Below are 16363 nucleotides of genomic sequence, written 5' to 3'. Positions count from 1 at the left end.
TCGCGCTGCCACCGCTGAGGGCAGCAGGCAGCGCCTTCCACCGTAACCGTCAATGCGTTGCGCTGTAGGGCGAAGGGTCTCGCAGACACAGAAGCGGCCCCGGCCGGCGGGCGAACGCCGGGACTCCGGGGCCTGACCGGAAAGCAGGTCCGGCTATGAGCAAGGTACTGCGCCCCGCGCCGCCGGAGGCGGCGAGCGCGGAAGACATGAAGGCATTGGACGCGCTGCGCAAAGACTTCCCGGGCTGGTGGATCGGGCGATCGGAGAAGCGGATCGGCTGGGACGCCAAGCGCAAGCGCGGGGCGTTCTGGACCGGCGGCGTCTGGGCAGTCGAGGCCGAGTCCGCCGAATCGCTCCGGGCGCAGCTCCTGGAGGTGCAGATCCTCGACGCCAGGTTCACGACGGGCGCGAGCTCATGACGGCCCCCACCGCCGAGAGACGGCGCATCTACGAGTTCACGGTCGAGGAGCTTCCCGGTGGCGGACTGCGCGCCGTCCACGACGCCGACCCCGCGCTCGTCGTCGAGGCGGAGGCCTGGGAGGCCCTCGACCTCGAGTGCATGGCCGCATGGATCGCACGGACCTGGAGGCTGGCCGACGAGCGGCGCGAGCGGGAGCGGCCGGAGGTGCAGCTATGACCGCCCCGGCCTGGACGGCGGACGTCGAGGACTCCGCGGATCTGGAGGAGCGGCTCCGCGCCGAGTTCCCCGGCTGGCGCATCGCGCGTGCCGGGGGCAGTTGGTGGGCCTCGCGTACGCCCCTGCTGAGCGAGACGGTTACCGCAGCCGACAGCGTCCAGGCGCCCAGTGCCGCCGAGCTCTACCTCGCGCTCGATCGGACACGCTCGTGATCAACAAGGTCCCCGACCTACAACATCGTCCCCACGGGCGAACTCTCGTTCCTGACGCAGGACCGCCGCATCGCCTCGACCTTCGTCGATATGAGCGGCGGCACCTGGCGCGCCCGCACTCTGTCCGGCGGCGCGGTCACGCTCGACGTTCCGAATGCCGTGGCCGAGCTGGCGACGTAGGGCGCCGACCGGGTCATCCGATGGGCGGCGACCTCGGGGCTCGCTGCGGTGCTCGGGCAGCCTTAGCGAATGCAGAGCCCAGAGCGCTTCCCTCAATCTCCGTGGCTCCGGTCAGCAGGCGCGCGCCGGGGCCGCGGTACCAAACCACAGCCGCGCCGGAGGTGCACATGACCGTCACTCTTGATCGGGCGGAAGCGACCGCCCGCGACCCCCGCGACCTGGTCACGCCTGAGCTGTTCCAGCAGATGGTGGACGACGTGGTGATCTTCGACAAGGTCACTCGCCCCTATGCCGAGCGCGGCGTGGAGCAGTTCCTGGTCTTCATGAAGGCGTGGGGCGACACCATGACCGAAGTCGGCGGCGACGCCCGCGCCTGGGTGAAGTTCGCGCCCTCGCCCGCCGTGGACAAGATCTGGCACCGCTCCATGATGCGCACGCGTACCTTCGCGGCCGTGTGCGACATGGTCGCGGGCCGGTTCATGCATCACCTGCCGATCATGGATGAGGACATCCGGTCCGGGCAGGCGTCCGAGCGCGGCCTGGCGGCGATGCGCGCCACGGGGTACCGCGTCGATCTGGAATGGTGGATGGACGGCGAGTCGTGCTGCCCGGAGAACTGCGCGCAGCCACCGATGAACGCCTGACACCACCACGGGGATTGATCCATGCGCAGCCACTGGTCCGACCTGCCGCCCGAGGTGCTCAACGCGGTCACGGCGCACACCGGCCCCATCCGACGGGTCGAGACCGCGCCCGCCGGCAACCACGCCGACATCGCCGGGACCATCCACACCGCGGACGGCCGGCTGTTCGTCAAGGCCGCACGCAAGACCGCGCCGGGCACCGACGGCCCGGAAGTCCGGTCGCTGCGCTGGGAAGCCGCGATCAACCCCCACGTCACCCAGTACGCCCCCCGCCTCCACTTCACCGTGGAGGCGGGCGGGTGGCTCCTCCTGGCCTTCGAACACGTCCAAGCCCGGCACGCCGACTACACCCCTGGCTCACCCGACCTGGACATCCTCACCAAGATCATCGATAGCCTGCAGGCACACCCGCTCCCCGATGTGCTGGAACGCAAGCGCGTCGAGCGCCGCTGGGAATCGATGGGGGACATGACCCCACTGGCGGGCAACACCCTGCTGCACGCCGACCTCAACCCCGCCAACGTCCTACTCGGCGGCAACGACACCGCCTACGTCGTGGACTGGACGTTCGCCGGACGCGGCGCCGCCTTCCTCGAGCTGGCGCTCCTCATCCCCTGGCTACTCAAAGCTGGCCACATCCCGACCGAAGCGGAGAGTTGGGCCGCGCGGTTCCCAGCCTGGACGTCCGCTGACCCGGCCGCCGTCGACCTGTTCGCTCGCGTCTTCGCCGACAAATGGCAGGCCAACCTCGCCACGAACACCGAGGCGTGGGCGCTCGAACACGCCGCAGCCGCGCGCCAATGGGCCGACTATCGGCTGCACTGACCGGCTAGTAGCCACGAGCGACTCGGGCGGCCTTCGCGGTGCTTCAGGGAGTTGGCCGCTTTTGGTTCTTCCCCCAACCGCCGTTCGGTGACGGGCTTCGAAGTTCTGCTTGCGAGTCGGCTAGGCACTCTCCGATGGGGGTTGGGAAGCCAGTGGCGGCGAGGGTGCTTTGCGTGGGTGCAGCTTTGCTGGCTGCCCGGCGCATGATGAGGCGTGCTTCGTCGGTGTGGTCTGGGTTGTCGGCTGCGAGGGCTTGGATGGCGCGTCCGAGTGTGGTGGCGGTTTGGATGCCTTGTGCTTCGGTGGCTTCGTAGAGCCCAAGTAGTCGGCGGGTTGATGCCGGGACGCGGGGGCTGAAGCTCGGGCGTTGTTGTTGCTGTTGGAGGACGCTCATGACCGCCACATCGTTGAGGGCGGTGTGGTGGTTGGCGGCGATGACATTGCAGGCCTCCAGGGCTTTGAGGGCTGCGGTCGCGATGTGGACGGCGTCGGTCGTGTTGGCGGCGAGTTCCTCAGGTAGTTTCACCCGGTAGGAGGCGCGTGGGCTTGGTGTCCAGGCGGGGTCGGCGTGGATGATGCGGCCGAGGCGGATGATGAGGTCGCTGGCGTCAGTGGCAATGCTGGTTACGGGGTGGCCGAAGCTGTCGTAGGCGTCCCAGCGTCGGGTGATCGCTTTCCAGCGTCCCGCGGTCCTCCTAATGGATGGGGTGACCTGCTTGAGGTGCGACACCTGGTCGGTCTCGTTCAGTTCCTCCATTCGACGAGTGAGGTGGAGGATGGTCTTGCTGTTGAGGTCGCAGGTGATGGCGGCTGCGCGGGCGAGGTAGCGCCAAGTGGTGAGCGAGCCAGGTGCGTTGGGATTGTTCAGGCGTTGGATGCTGGCGTTGAGTCCGGCGAAGGCGTGCTCCAAGGTTTCGCCGACTGCGGGCGGAATCCGTTCGGGGATGTGGTGGAGCGGGACGGAATTGATCGGTGGCCGCTCGTTCGTGCCGAAGACTCTGGACAGGACGGCGGCGGTCAGGAGCGGCCGGGTGGCGGTGTTGGAGGGCGCGCCGGTGTGTTTGGCCAGGTGGCCGACGGTTGCGGTGTGGGTGCTGAGTTGATGCAACAGGGCGCGAGCGGTGTCGGTGGCGGCGATGGTGGGTGCGTCGGCCGAGACGGGTTCGGTGAGCCCCGTCGGGGCGTGAGAGACGAGCAGGTCGAGGCCGCAGCCGAGAGCGATGGAGACGCAGCGGATCTTCTCGGCGAGGACGGATTCGGGTGCTTCGGTGGTGGAGCGGGGGCCGAGGAGTTGTTCGGCGTGGTTGATGAGGGTGGAGGCGCGGCGGGCGGCGTCCCGCACGCCGTGGTCGGGTGTGTGCGGGACGCCGAATCCGGTGGCGATCTGGTCGTGGTAGCGGACGAGGACGTGGGCGAGTTGTGAGAGTTCGGCTCGGACGGCGGGTTGGGCGGCTTGGTGGGCGATGTCGGGTGCGTGGACGGCGTGTTTGAGGTCGGTCAGGTGTTCGCCGGCGAGTGCGGTCATCTCCCCGAAGGTGACCATGGGCGCCTACCGGAGGGCTTTGCGGAGCCGGCTGGCGTGCAGGGCCGCTTGTAGGCAGGCCATCTTGTCGTCGGGGTCGCTGGCCAGTTCGGCGGCGCGGACCAGGCTCTGGGAGACCTTGCTGGCGAGTTCGAACAGGGCGTTGGCGGTCGCGTTGGCGGTGTCGTGGTCGGCCGGGGCGGCGGCCTGCAGGGAGGGGGCTTGGCGTAGGGCGCGGTGGGCTTGGGTGGCTTCGCCTTCGGCCATGCCCCAGGCGATGAATCCGTCGGGTTCCTGGGCGGCGAAGGCGGTGATGACGCGTTCGGCGTGGGCCAGGTCGTTGAGGGCGGTGTTGAGGAGTTCGGTGAACCAGGTCTGGCGGACTTGGGCGTGCTCGTGGTCGTGGGTCATGTGCGGGTCCTTGGTCCGAGCGGATGGGGCTGGCGCCGTGCCGGGCGTGCTGGGCTTGGACGGATCCGGGCTTGGCCGTGTTGATGGAAAGAGGTCGTGGGCATCTGAGCTCCTGGCTGTAGTCAGGCTGCTTGAGTCGGGCCCTGCCTGGGCCTGGACTGTTTGGTGGAATGACCGGGGTTGGGTCCTGAAACGGGTGGGATGCCTTTGGTGATGTCGTGCGGGAAGTCGTTGGCGGCGGCTGCGGCGTCACGTGGACGGTTGGCGGGCGCGGGCGGTGGTGGTTTGGGGTCGAGTTCGTTGCGCAGTTGGTGTGCGGGGACGCCCGACCAGGAGCTGAGCGCCTCGATCAGGTTGTCGCAGGAGCGTTTGACGGCGGCGCGGTCAGGTGCCGTGGCGGTGCTGAGGCGGGCCGCGAGGCTGATGTAGACGCGTTCGGCCTGGTCGGCACGGGAGACGGTGCCCAGGGACGTTTTGGTCGGTGGGAAGGGTGGTGCTGGGGCCAGGTGATCGGCGGGCGTGGCGAGGACATTGGGGATGCCGGGGACTTCGACGAGGTAGATCGTCCCGGCGTCGGATCTGCTGGTGGTCCAGCCGACGATGGTGCCGCAGCGGCCGCCGTGCAGGGGGAGGCGGACCTGCTCGCCGACCTTGTACGGTGCGGTGTCCTGGCCGGGATTCTGTGAGGTGATTGCCCGGCCGCTGGCGATGACTTCGGCGAAGTCGAGGTCGTGATCGATGGCGTAGTGCTCCAGGTCGTTGATCAGAGCGCTGAGCAGGGCTCGGGTGTAGAGCGGGTCGCGGTCGAGCAGGGAACCGCCGCCGGGGAAGGCGCGCTGCTCGTAGGTGCGGATGATCTGGGTGGCGCGGGCCAGCTGCGTGGCGTTGAAGTCGTGGGCGGTCATGGGCGCCTACTTCAGAGCCGCGTGCAGGCGTCCGGCGTGGTGTGCGGCCTGCAGGCAGGCGACACGGTCACCGGGATCGGCGGACTTGGATGCAACGTTGAGGATCGCTTCGGTGACGACCAGGACGAAGCCGGCGATCGCCTCGACGAGTTCCTGGGTCTCGCCTGTGGTCATGGGCGCGGCGCTGGGCCAGGCGAGGGTGGGGGCCTGCGACAGCACCCACCATGCGTCGATGGCGGCGATGGTCGCGGTCTCGGAGTCGAGACGGGCCTGATCGTTGCCGATGTCGGGCAACAGGGTCGTGGTGCGCTCGATCAGGTCCACGCCGAGGAAGGCGGCGGTGAGTAGCGCGGGGATGGAGTCGGCGGCTTTGATCTGTCGCGTGAGGTACTGGAACTGGTGCTTCAGGAGATCCTCCGTGGTGCTGCTCTTCATTGATTGGGCGGCCGCCGCGAGGCGGGTCAGCGGCTGGGGTTGGGCGGCGGTTGCCGGGTGCGTGACGCGCGGGTCGTGGCCGGCTTCTGGTCGCCGGCGATGCTGTCGGCCAGCGGGACCGGGAAGGCTTGGGCGGCGAGTTGGGCGGGCGTGAGCCGAGCGGTCGATTCTGCGGTTGCTGCCCGAGGCGCCGGCTTGGTGGTGTCATCCAGTTCTGCTGCGTTCAGGTGTTCGGCGACTCTGTTCAAGAGCAGGTCGGTGACGTTGCGTTCGTGCATGTCGTTCCAGGTGGTGAGCGCGGCCAGCAGGGTTTGGTGGTCCCGTAGGTCGTCCTGGCTTGGTGCTCGGCTGTGGACGTCTGCGGCGGCGATACGGGTTGCCGCGTCGACCAGGAGCTGTTCAGCCTTGAGCGGGTCGTGGACGTCACCTTGGTTCGTGGGCGTGGTGGGGAAGGGTCGCGCAGGCTCCAGGTCGGCGGCCAGGACGGGCTGGTTCTGGGTCTGTCCGAGGAAGTGCACGTAGTACTCGGTCTGGCCCTGCTCGGAGACCAGCACGCCGGTGACAGTGCCCCGCGTCGGCTGCCCCAGCAGGATGGCCTCGTCGGCGGCGGGACCTTCGAGCTGGACGGTCGAGCCGATGGCGAAGGCGTTGGGGTTGTCGCGTTCGGTGTCGTAGTAGGCCTGCGCTTCGGCGGCGATGTCGTTGAACTCGATTCCGCGGCGTTCGGCGTAGTGCATCAGGTCGACCAGCAGGTCGCTGATCAGCTCGCGTGCGTCCTCGTCGTTGGTGCGGTGGTCGAGGTGCTCGGTCTGCTCGAAGAGGGCTTGGAAGGAATCGAGAGCTGCGGCTCCGAACTCGGCGAACTCCTCGGCGCCGGCTTCGGTCATGCAACCTCCATCGGGTCGGTGTGCTGGCGGCTTGAGTGCTGAGGCGATCTAGGGGCGGCGCGGGCGCCGCTGGGAACGCTCCGGGAGCCTGCTGGCGGCGGGCGGTGCAGCAGGCTGCAGAGGGTCGAGGCCTTGTGGGAATCCCATTGCGGCCAGCCGGGCGGCGGGGGCCGGGCCCCCGCCTGTGGGGGTTGCTGGGTTTGCCCGTTGAGCGGTGGCGGGGGCGAGTGCGGGAAGATGGTGCGCAATCTGTTCGGGGTTGCCGCCGGACCAGTCCGCCAGGGTCCGGGATAGCCGGGTCAGGTCGTCGAGCTTGTCCTGGTACGTGATCGGGGGGTGGTCGGCGTTGCGCTCGAGCCAGGCGGTGAGGGCGATGATCGTCTCTTCGGCATCGCGCGCATGGTGCACGACTCCGGCTGTGCGCGTGGCGATGGGCAGGAGCGGGTCCGCCGGTTCCAGTTCGGACGCGGTGACGTGTACGGCTTTGCCCGGACGATGCAGCGAGCGTCGCTGCCCGATGTTTCGGTGAGGGAGGTGATGAAGCCGCGCCAGCGCGGGTACCGGGGCCTGGCTCCGGTGGCGGTCTCCTGCTGCCGGATCTGCACCTGGGCGCCGAGCCGGAAGTTGTGGACGGGATCGGCTTCGGCCCCACCGCGATCGACGCTGCGCTGGTGCAACTCCTCGAGAGTGTCGTGGACGTCCAGGCCATGTTGGGCGGCGTAGCGAGCAAGATGCTCGAGCAACGACTGGACGAGTAACTCGGCCAGGGATGTGTCGGTGCGGTGGTTGAAGACCTCCTCAGGGAGGAGTTGCTGTTGGTAGGCGTCGAGTGCGAGCGCGGTGGCTTCCATGCGGTCGGGCATGCGGATCTCTCCAGGTGCTGTGAGCGGGGTTGGGTCAGGCCTTGGCCAGAGCGGGGGCGTCGTGGTCGGGGCCGAGCCAGCCGTCGGGGACTGGGGTGACGCGGGCTTCGTGCGGGGAGAGGTGTTCGTTCTCGGTGCATTGGTAGAAGGGGCCGCGGGGGCCGAGGAGGACGGGGAGCTGGTGGTCGAGGTGGTCGCGGTACCACAGGGCCATGCCGGTGGCGCCTTGCAGGCGCATGGCCTCCCACGCGTACCAGAGCGCGGTGAGGCGGGAGATCGCCTCGCCGTGGTGCCACCACTGGGCGCACCAGCGGAACTCGCCGCCGAGTGTGCGGCGGTACATGGGGACGAAGTGGGTCGTCACCCAGCTGGTCAGGCTCGGATACAGGGGCTTGAGCTTGTCGCCCCCGGGACTGGCTGCGACGTTTTCGACGGGCATTGAGCCTCCTGGACTTCGGTGTTGGGCATGGCGAGGTCACCGTCTGTCTCGGCGGGGATTCGTGGGGTGGCGAGGCGCGGAGTTAGGCGTCCAGCTCCGGTGGCTGAGTGCGTTCGGGTTGGGCGTGGTGGCGGCGGGCGGCTTCGGCGATGGCGGTGTCGGCGGTGCTGATCGCCTTGTTGATGGCTGTGGCGTGGGGGCCGCGGTACCAGGGGCGGAGGCGGAGCAGGGCGGGTTTGGTGCCGGTGGCCAGCAGCAGCGCGGTGCCGGTGGGCAGGGCGCGGATGTCGGCGGCTTCGAGGATGTCCTGGCGGCGCAGGGAGATTTGTTCGCTGGTGCGTCCGTCGTTGTAGGTGATGGAGCGGACGGGGACGTCGTGTTGGCCGATGAGGGTGGCCAGGTCGCGGACGAGGCGGGGGGAGTCGATGCCGGCGCCGATGATTTTGCGGGTGGCGGCGCCCCACAGGGCGGCCATGCCGGGTTCGCCCCAGACGGTGACGCCTTGTTCGTAGCTTTGCAGGATGGTGACGGGGGTGATCCCGCGCGACCCGAGGTGGGAGTACAGCTGGGGGAGGTCGGCGATGCGGCAGATGTTGGCGGCTTCGTCGAGGGCGACGATGAGGGGTGGGTCGAGGCGTCCGCCGGCTTGTTCGGCGCGGCGTTCGGCGGCGCGCATGGTGGTGTCGGTGAGCGCGGCGATCAGCGGCGCCGCCGCCGACAGGGATTTGGACAGCAGGTAGAGGGTGTCGCGGGTGTCGGCGAAGGTGTGTGGGTCGAAGACCGGCAGGTCGCGGGCGGGGGTGACCCAGGCGAGGATTTCCTGGTCGCGCAGAGCTTTGGCGGCGGTGCGGGCGGTCTGGTAGATCCCGTCGCGGGTCTCGACCGCACCGTTCTGGGTGCCCTTCAGCGAGGACGCCATCAGCGCGAATCCGGCGTCTTGCAATAGTTCGATGGGGGTGGGGACGGCGGGTTCGTCGAGCCATTGGGCGACGTGGTGCAGGGAGCGGCCGGAGGTGGCGGCGGCCAGGAACAGCGCGCACAGCAGGTCCTGGGCGGCCGGTCCCCACAGGTCCTTCTTCTGGCCGTCGTCGACGGTGAGGACGAAGTGCCCAGCGAGGCGGTGGGCGTCCTCGACGGTGGTCAGCCCGGCGAGGGGGTTCCACCACCAGGTCTGCGGTTGGTAGGTGATGTGCTGCGGGTCGAACAGCCAGGTGCGCCCGTGGGTGCGTTCGGCGCGGACGGTGGAGATCGCAGCCCACAGATCGGCTTTGTTGCTGGTGGCGATGACCGGCCCCGGCGCCGACAGCACGTGCGGGATGGACTGCGTGGTCGTCTTACCGGAGCGGGGCGCCATGAACGCGATCACGGTGTCCTCGAACGAGGCGAACAGCGTCGGCCCACTCCGGTCACCGGGCAGAAGCACGTCGCCGAGGACCAGACCGATGTCGTCGCGGTCGAGTTGCTCGGGCGGTGAAGTGAGGGAGCGGCGCAGCGCGACGGCCTTCTTCGCGGTCGCGGCCGGTTGGAGTTCGGCGAGGCCGGGGTTGTCGGCCAGCGCAGTCACCGCGTCCCCGGGGCGTGGAAGGCGTTCTGCGATGCGCCGCCAGATCGCCCAGCCGACACCAGCCAGTGCGGCGAGCAGCAGCACCAAGATGACCAGGACCAGCGGCGTTGGCGTTGCGGGCCAGGCGGTTTGGAAGTGGCGGCGGGCGATCGCGAGGGCGAAGTCCGCGCCGAAGTGGGCGACGGTTCCGCCGGTGAGGGTTGCTGCGAGCTTGGCTGCGACCCATACGAGCCAGAGGGCGGTGATGGGTGTCCAGCAGGCGGCCAGGACGAGCCAGGCTGCGCCGGCGTTGGTGTCGAGGATCGAGGCGCGGGGGCCGAGGGCTCGGGTCATGCGGTCGCCCGGATGGCCTGGTCGGTGTCGTAGAGATCGATCTCGGGACCGACGAGGGAGAGTTCGACGGGGATGCCGAGGCGTTCGCCGGTCTTGATGAGGTACTTGCCGCGGCCGGGGTGGCGGGCCCCGGGCTGCCAGGAGTCCGGCGCCGACCAGGAAGTGACCAGCTGCTGCTCGGGGCCGGTGAGCGGGGTGATCTCATGCACCCGAGCCAGTTCGCGGGGCGGGAGGCCGGCCAGGACGGTGATGGCGGAGCGGTCGGCGAAGCCCTTGGCCTTGGCGCGGTCTTCCTCGGTGGCCAGCGCGTCCAGGTCGGCGAGCGAATGCGTGATCATGATCGATGCCATGCCCTTGGCGCGGTTGAGGCGCGTGAGGGCGTCGGCATGCTCGACCAGCCCAGGCGCGCCGCGCAGCGCGCGCCACAGTTCGTCCATCACGCCCAAATAGGAGCGGCGCGGTGCGGCGTGCAGGTCGGCCAGAGCGGTCGCGGCGTCGACCATGCCGAAGGCGTAGGCCCAGGTGCACAGCATCGCGGCGGTGAGGAGTTTGTCGCCGGCAGCGCGGACCCGGGAGATGTCGACGCTGATCGCGGGGGCGTCCAGATTGAGCGGACGGGTGGTGGCGGCGTCGAACACCCCGGCCAGGGAGCCGGAGATGAGCAGGTCGAGGGTGAAGACCAGGTCGCGGGTCTGGGCGCGGTAGGAGTCGCCGGTGTCGGTGCGCGTTGCTGAACGCAGCTCGTCGGGGCCTTGCTCCAGGACGTGCAGAACGTCGGGAATGGTGGGCTCGTGGTCGAGGCGGTCGTCGAGGAGGTCGATGGCGCGGCCGAGGACGACCTCTTCGGCGTTGGTGATGCGGGCTTCGCGGACCAGGGTGGCCAGCGCGAGCAGCAGGGACAGGCGACGGGAGCGGACTTCCCAGCGCAGCGTTTCGGCATCGGCGCCGGTGAGACGTTGCCGCGCGTCCCCGAGCGGTCCGGCGTCGAGGGGGTTGATGCGGTCGACGCCGCGTCCGACGCGGATGACTTGTCCGCCGAGGTAGTCGACCAGGCGGGTGTAGTCGGGTTTGGTGTCGCCGAGGATGATCGGGGTGGTTCCGGTGGCGACGGCGCCGGTGACCAGGCGTTTGACCAGCGTGGATTTGCCGGTGCCGGGTTGTCCGAGGACGAACATGCCGGGGTTGGTGACCAGGCCCGCCCGCAGCCAGGCCAGGGGGTCGAGGCAGACGACCTCGCCCCACAGTTGGTGCCGTCCGACCGGGGTGCCGATCGTTGGTGTGCCCGAGCCGGCGGTGAAGGGATAGAGCCCGCAGACCTGGCTGGTTGTGGCCTGGTATTCGGACGCGGGCTCGATGTGGGCGGCGCGTCCGGTATCAGGGGCGCGCCAGCCCCAGGCAGGCGCGAGCGGATCAGCCATGGCTTGTGCTTCAACCGAGGTCATGTGCTGTGTTCTCCGGTTCAGTGGTTGAGGCGGCGGGAGAGCTCGGGCGGGCAGATGCCGCACGGCAGGGTGGTGGCGAACCCGGCGGCCTGGCTGCCCCAAAGCCGCCGCAGCCGGATCTTGGCCGCATCAGCGGACGCCTCGACGTGCGCGACGGCGCGGCGGAGCTGCTCGGGGCCGGTGACGGTGACGGTGGCGTACATCGACACCAGGCACACCCCGGCGCCCATCGCCTCCTCGGCCGCGGCTTGGCGGGCGCGCGCCGAGTCCCAGCTGTCGCGAGCGGTTTCGTCCCGTCCGGTGCGGCGCCGGAACTGGGCGCGGAACGCCGCCGCGTTCACCTCCTGCTGCAGCACACGACTCGCAGCCGCCGCGGGCAGCGCCCGGTACTGCAGAGTGACGCGTTTGGGGAACGGGCCGGGCGCGACGAGGCGGGCGAGGATGTCGGAGCGAACGTTCTGACGGGGCGGCTCGTGCCAGGCCCAGCTCACCGAGACACCACCGTCGTGCTCATAGCGGTCGGTGTGCTCGGTCGCAGCGACCGGCCCTGCGTCACACCAGCCCAACACCTCATCGGCTCGCGGCCCAGTGAGGAGGCGATTGACCTCGCCGCGGGCGTGCGGATCGAACGCGGTCCGGACCGTCCCGGCGATCTCCGCTGCGGTCGCCCTGCCCTGAACCGACACTCCGCAGCCGCTGAGCCGGGACGCCAGCCCATCGAGGACGCGGCCGAGGTCGGCGACCGCCTCGAACAGGTCCTTGGGCGCAGCGGCCGAGGATTTAGGGTCGAAGGTGACCGAGACGCGAGTATCGACATCGGCCGCCGCAGCCGGCGCCGCCTGCACCAACTCGTCCATGACGGCCCGCGCCCGCTCAGGCGCGCTGCGCATGACGGCCTGCTGGACGGCATCGGCGAGCGTGGACCCGGGCTCGGGCGCCGTATCGACCGTTACGGTGACCCACCGGACGGCGGGCATGTGACCGAGGGCGGCGAGCCAGCCGCCCCAGGCCGCGACCCAGGTGTCGGCGTCGGTCCGGTCGGCCAGCCAGGTCGAGGTCGGCACCACCCGCAAGGTTGCGGTGAGCAGTCCGGTGCGCCGGTCCCACACGATCCCGTACCGGCCGCCGTAGCCGTCCTCGGCACTCAGCAGCGTCAGCGGCGCGAGCACGCCGGGGAGTTGGAAGGCGCGCGGGTGGTCGATGACGACGCCGGCGTGGTAGCGGTTGTGGCCGCGTAGCACGCCCCATCGCCACCGGCACCGCGCCACCACCAGCCGCCCGACCGGCACCCCACCGACCCGGATCAGCCCCAGCCCGCCCACCACCGCAATCGGCGGGAGAAGGTAGATGAGCGCACCGGGTGCGATGGCGGCGACCAGGACCAGCAGCATCGCCACGCCGAGCGCGATGAACGTGGCGGTGGTGTCCAGCCCGAGCAGCCCGATGCCATGCCGGCGCCGCCAGCCACCGTAGGTGCGGATGTCATGCCCCACCTGCGCCACCTCCTTCACCGGCCGCGCCCGACGGGCCGCCAGAGCCACCTGTGTCCGTGGAGCCGGCGGGGTTGCCCATCCAGCGCAGGGTGTCCGCGCCGCGATGCCGCTCGCGTTCAGCCGTCTGCATGGTCGCGGGGCCGACCGGCTCACCGTGACCACCGTCGGGTGGCGCCCATCCGCTTGCGCTACCTGCCGTATTTCCGGTGGCCGCGACCTGGTCGGAGCCCCGTGGCGTGCTGCCTGCGGGCACACCGGGATCAGGGCTCGGAGAATCCGCGGCGCCGATGTCGGCGGAGCCGCCCTGGACCCTTTGCCCGGAGTCGGGTTGCGGTGGGGGCGGCGCGGCACCAGAGGGTGTGTTGTCCTGGTCGCCGAGCTGCTGGTTGAGGTAGTCGGCGTGCTCGCTGGCCGCGCGGCCGTCGCCGCTGGAGCCGCTGGCCGCGCCGTATCCGCGCAGAGCACCGAGGGCGGTGGCGCCGCCCATCAGGGCGCCGAGGATGCCGCCGCCGCTCCCGGATTCCGCGCCGCCGGTGGTCCAAGTGAAGAACTTCAGCAGCACCGGGAACGCGATCAGGCTAATGAGCATCATCGCGAATCCCATGAGCACCGAATGCAGGTTCTTGCCGGTCCCGATGAGGGTGAACGCGGTCGCATAAACGGCCGCTGCAGCGGGCTTGTAGAAGATCAGCGCGAGCATCCAGCCCCCGACACGGGTCAGCCACGACCGTGTCGCGGCGGTGAGCCCTCCGGCCGCGGCCAGCGGCAGGAGCCCGGCCAGGATCACCAAGGCGGCACCGCGGAACAACAGCAACAGCGCCTGAATCATCCCGATGAACAGCGCTACCAGGCACAGCACCAGAACCAGCGCCGCCGGCGTCCCGGTCGGGATGATGACGATCTCGGCCATGCGCTTGGCGAAGCCGCCTTGCGAGGAGGCGTTCAACACCCAGCCGCACCACTGATCGCCCCACTGCAGCAGCAGGTTCGGCAGCACCGTCCCGATCGCGGTCACGGTGGCCAGCACCAGCAGGCCACGGCCGACGTCGATCGCGGGGGCGGCTTTGCGGGTCAGCGCCATCTTCCCGGCGACCACCAGAAGCGCCAGCACCGCGACTGCGATGGTCAGCGGCTGTACCAGCAACTGCAGGTATCCGATCGCCGACTCGGTCTCCAGGTTCGGCGAGGGCGTCTTCACCCACCAGGACGCGGTGTGGGAGATCAGCCATCCGACCGCGGACTGGAACGCCTTGGCCGCATCCTCTAGAGCGTTGCTGCCGATCTCGCCGGGGATGTCGGGCATCGGCGGGCCCCAGGGGTGGTCGTCGTTGTCGACCGTCTGCACGCAGCTCGGGTCCAGCACCGATGAGCACGGATCCCGCGGCAGCAAGAGCAGCGTCATCATGAGCGGCCGCCTCCGTTCGGGAAGCGGATGTAGCCGTCGGCAGAGGCGATCGAGGCTGCCGCCCCGCCCCAGGTCCCGCCGGGCGGGGCGATGACGCGCCAGTCGTCGTTCTGCCATTGCAGCTGTATTCGGGTGACGGCCCGCACCGTCATGTCGCTGTCGCCGGGGCCGGCGGATACCAGGTCGAGGCTGGCGGTGTCGGGGGAGTAGCCCTGCCAGCGGAACCCTTCCAGCACCACGTACGCGCGCCCCAGCGCCGCGCCATCATGCAGCTTTCCGCGGCGCTTGTCGTACAGCTGCCGCGTTGCGGCCAGCAGCGTGGGGGCGTCCGGGCCGATGACCTGCTTGGTGATGGTCGGCTCGAACACCTTCGGTCCCCACTGCGCGTTGGCGCGTACCGCGACGTGTACGGCGGCCAGCAGCGCCCCGGACGGTGTCCGCGCGAACCCGGACGCCAGATCGCCGCCGGTGCTGTGCGGGCCGTCCGCAGTGGAGTAGGGGAGGGTGACGCCGTGGTAGTCGCGCCAGGTCATCCCGGCGAACGATACGGGTGGAGCGGCCACCACCAGCTGGTCCTGGAGAGGCGGAGGGGTAGAAGCCCGCGTGATGTGCGGGGTCGGATCGGAAGCGGGGAGTGTCAGATGCGTGGCGAGGCCCACGAGGCCGCCGCCAACGATCGCGGTGAGGAGCAGCCCGCCGGTGCGCCGGGCCGATGAGCCGGCTGTGTGCGCCTTGCGCGGCCGTGTGATGCGAGGGAGTCGGGTCATTTGAAGAACACCCCGACGATGGGGGCGGCGGTGGCGGCCAGGCTGAGGCCGCCCAGGACCCAGGGGATGCCGGTGGCGCCGTCGGCGGCGAAGGTGGAGCGGTTCTTGCGGCCGATGGCCATTTGGCCTGCGCAGATGAACAGCCCGGCGACGCCGCAGATCAGCACGCCCCACTTGCCCCACGACAGCAGCGTGTTCATTTTGGCGTCCAGCCCCGGCGGCGGCGCCGGCGGCGGATCGGGCACCGGCACCCTTAGACCGTCCTGTGGCCGCAGCCGCCACGGCTCCTCCAGCAGCCGACCGACCTGCGCCGCGCGGAGAACGAAGAGAGTCAGCGACATCCCACCTCCCCGCGACGCTCCCCGCGACGCGCTGCGGCGCGGTCACCGTCTTCGCCGACCAGGCGGCGGAGCTGGTCGATGGCGTGTCGCGCCTTGCCGGGCAGGACGACCTCGGTCGGGTCTTCGACCAGGCGTAGCTGGCGGACGTGCGGGACCCGGACGATGCCGCCGACGCGCGCCTCCAGTAGCGCGAACCGGGCGGTGGCGTCCCGCGATTCCGGGCCGCCGTCGCTGACGATCGCCAGCGCCGCCACCCGCTCGTCCCACTCGCGCAGGACGCCGATCGCCGCAGTTGCCCGCGTGGCCGCTGCCGCGGTGTTGCGCGCCGCGAGTACGATCGGTCGGCCCTTGGCGTCCAGTGGTGCGCAGTCCAGCTCCAGCAGCGACTCGATCGAGCCCATGTCCCACGCCGTGGGCAGCAGCGCAGCGAGAGTGCTGGTGCCGGCGCCGCCGTGCGCACCGGCCACCACCACATCCAGCGCCTCGCGCTCGATGTGCGGCGCCGCGGGCAGTCCCGTTGCCGGGTGGATCGTTCTGCTTTGGCGAAGACTCACCCATACCCCCGAATCATTGCTCTGGGTTGATGAGTGATTACAGTAAGTGGCAGACTTGTGGAGCGCAAGCATCACCAAACAACTTCTTCACAAGCCAACATCACTGACAACGCGCTACCGCAGTACCCGATCCGCCACACTGGAAGGACCACCCGCACGATGTCCGCAACCCCAGGAGCCCCAGCGATGACCGACACGCCCGGCCGCGACCCCGACGTGCTCACCACCGCCGAACTCGCGACCAAACTCGGCCTGTCGCCCCAGACCGTTCGCCGGATGGCCAACGCCGGGCAGATCCCCGCGCTCAAGACCGGCAAGGACTTCCGCTACTCCTGGGAAGCGGTCCGCGAGGTGCTGCGGCAGCCCCACCACCAACCCGGGGGCCCCGCCGATGACACACAGGACGACCGACCCGCCCACGCAGCACGTAAGGGAGCCGGGTACCGCGCCCAAAACCGCGCCCGCACCGGCGCCCATAACCCCATCACCGACGTCGACTAACGC

20 protein-coding genes are annotated in these 16363 nt (G+C 70.0%); 6 read left to right on the top strand and 14 right to left on the bottom strand.

What is annotated here, in order from left to right; all coding sequences use genetic code 11:
• Positions 1–155: 155 nt before the first annotated feature.
• The 5 genes from F8568_RS18525 to F8568_RS18505 all read left to right on the top strand — a co-directional run bounded on the left by F8568_RS18525 (position 156) and on the right by F8568_RS18505 (position 2498).
• The gene (locus F8568_RS18525; RefSeq protein ID WP_151594794.1) at positions 156–419 is read left to right on the top strand and encodes a hypothetical protein; all 264 of its coding nucleotides are present in this window, start codon (positions 156–158) and stop codon (positions 417–419) included.
• Positions 416–637, top strand: coding sequence for a hypothetical protein (locus tag F8568_RS18520; RefSeq protein ID WP_151594793.1), 222 nt, complete (start codon positions 416–418; stop codon positions 635–637). Before F8568_RS18525 ends, F8568_RS18520 begins: the two co-directional genes overlap by 4 nt.
• Positions 634–849: a hypothetical protein gene (locus F8568_RS18515; RefSeq protein ID WP_151594792.1), complete on the top strand. Its 216-nt coding sequence runs from the start codon at positions 634–636 to the stop codon at positions 847–849. The genes F8568_RS18520 and F8568_RS18515 overlap by 4 nt, the downstream gene beginning before the upstream one ends.
• Positions 850–1196: 347 nt before the next feature.
• Positions 1197–1673, top strand: a complete 477-nt coding sequence (locus F8568_RS18510; protein ID WP_151594791.1) for a glycine-rich domain-containing protein — start codon at positions 1197–1199, stop codon at positions 1671–1673.
• A gap of 21 nt (positions 1674–1694) precedes the next feature.
• Positions 1695–2498 carry a phosphotransferase family protein gene (locus tag F8568_RS18505; RefSeq protein WP_151594790.1) on the top strand — a complete coding sequence of 268 codons (804 nt, stop codon included), beginning with the start codon at positions 1695–1697 and terminating at the stop codon, positions 2496–2498.
• Positions 2499–2541: 43 nt separating this feature from the next.
• On the opposite strand, the gene F8568_RS18500 is transcribed toward F8568_RS18505, so the two are convergent.
• The 14 genes from F8568_RS18500 to F8568_RS18435 form a co-directional block, all read right to left on the bottom strand.
• Positions 2542–4023, bottom strand: a complete 1482-nt coding sequence (locus F8568_RS18500) for a hypothetical protein (protein ID WP_151594789.1) — start codon at positions 4021–4023, stop codon at positions 2542–2544.
• 24 nt (positions 4024–4047) lie between these two features.
• The gene (locus F8568_RS18495; RefSeq protein ID WP_151594788.1) at positions 4048–4431 is read right to left on the bottom strand and encodes a hypothetical protein; all 384 of its coding nucleotides are present in this window, start codon (positions 4429–4431) and stop codon (positions 4048–4050) included.
• A 122-nt stretch (positions 4432–4553) separates the two neighbouring features.
• Positions 4554–5336, bottom strand: coding sequence for a hypothetical protein (locus tag F8568_RS18490; protein ID WP_151594787.1), 783 nt, complete (start codon positions 5334–5336; stop codon positions 4554–4556).
• 6 nt (positions 5337–5342) lie between these two features.
• Entirely contained in the window at positions 5343–5771 is a 429-nt protein-coding gene (locus tag F8568_RS18485) for a hypothetical protein (protein WP_151594786.1), read from the bottom strand.
• Positions 5772–5797: 26 nt separating this feature from the next.
• Entirely contained in the window at positions 5798–6658 is an 861-nt protein-coding gene (locus F8568_RS18480) for a hypothetical protein (RefSeq protein WP_151594785.1), read from the bottom strand.
• A 299-nt stretch (positions 6659–6957) separates the two neighbouring features.
• Entirely contained in the window at positions 6958–7521 is a 564-nt protein-coding gene (locus F8568_RS18475) for a hypothetical protein (RefSeq protein ID WP_151594784.1), read from the bottom strand.
• A 34-nt stretch (positions 7522–7555) separates the two neighbouring features.
• Complete coding sequence (locus tag F8568_RS18470; protein WP_151594783.1) at positions 7556–7960, bottom strand: DUF4913 domain-containing protein; 405 nt, start codon at positions 7958–7960, stop codon at positions 7556–7558.
• Positions 7961–8042: 82 nt separating this feature from the next.
• Positions 8043–9857 (bottom strand): type IV secretory system conjugative DNA transfer family protein, encoded by a 1815-nt coding sequence (locus tag F8568_RS18465; protein ID WP_151594782.1) that lies wholly within the window; start codon positions 9855–9857, stop codon positions 8043–8045.
• Positions 9854–11275 carry a hypothetical protein gene (locus F8568_RS18460; protein ID WP_151594781.1) on the bottom strand — a complete coding sequence of 474 codons (1422 nt, stop codon included), beginning with the start codon at positions 11273–11275 and terminating at the stop codon, positions 9854–9856. The genes F8568_RS18465 and F8568_RS18460 overlap by 4 nt, the downstream gene beginning before the upstream one ends.
• Before the next feature lie 41 nt (positions 11276–11316).
• Entirely contained in the window at positions 11317–12792 is a 1476-nt protein-coding gene (locus tag F8568_RS18455; protein ID WP_328600945.1) for an SCO6880 family protein, read from the bottom strand.
• Entirely contained in the window at positions 12782–14197 is a 1416-nt protein-coding gene (locus tag F8568_RS18450; RefSeq protein WP_151594780.1) for a hypothetical protein, read from the bottom strand. Before F8568_RS18450 ends, F8568_RS18455 begins: the two co-directional genes overlap by 11 nt.
• Positions 14194–14730, bottom strand: a complete 537-nt coding sequence (locus F8568_RS18445; protein ID WP_151594779.1) for a hypothetical protein — start codon at positions 14728–14730, stop codon at positions 14194–14196. The genes F8568_RS18450 and F8568_RS18445 overlap by 4 nt, the downstream gene beginning before the upstream one ends.
• Before the next feature lie 230 nt (positions 14731–14960).
• On the bottom strand, positions 14961–15305 hold the full coding sequence (locus tag F8568_RS18440) for a hypothetical protein (protein WP_202125113.1): 345 nt from the start codon (positions 15303–15305) through the stop codon (positions 14961–14963).
• The gene (locus F8568_RS18435) at positions 15296–15859 is read right to left on the bottom strand and encodes a hypothetical protein (RefSeq protein ID WP_151594778.1); all 564 of its coding nucleotides are present in this window, start codon (positions 15857–15859) and stop codon (positions 15296–15298) included. Before F8568_RS18435 ends, F8568_RS18440 begins: the two co-directional genes overlap by 10 nt.
• Before the next feature lie 186 nt (positions 15860–16045).
• Between F8568_RS18435 and F8568_RS18430 the strand changes: the two genes are divergently transcribed.
• Positions 16046–16360 (top strand): helix-turn-helix domain-containing protein, encoded by a 315-nt coding sequence (locus F8568_RS18430; RefSeq protein WP_151594777.1) that lies wholly within the window; start codon positions 16046–16048, stop codon positions 16358–16360.
• The last annotated feature ends 3 nt before the right edge of the window (positions 16361–16363 follow it).

Source organism: Actinomadura physcomitrii (assembly GCF_008923205.2).
GTDB classification, from domain to species: domain Bacteria; phylum Actinomycetota; class Actinomycetes; order Streptosporangiales; family Streptosporangiaceae; genus Spirillospora; species Spirillospora physcomitrii.
Note: the sequence above shows the minus strand (reverse complement) of the source record. Positions and strands in the feature narration are given on the sequence as shown.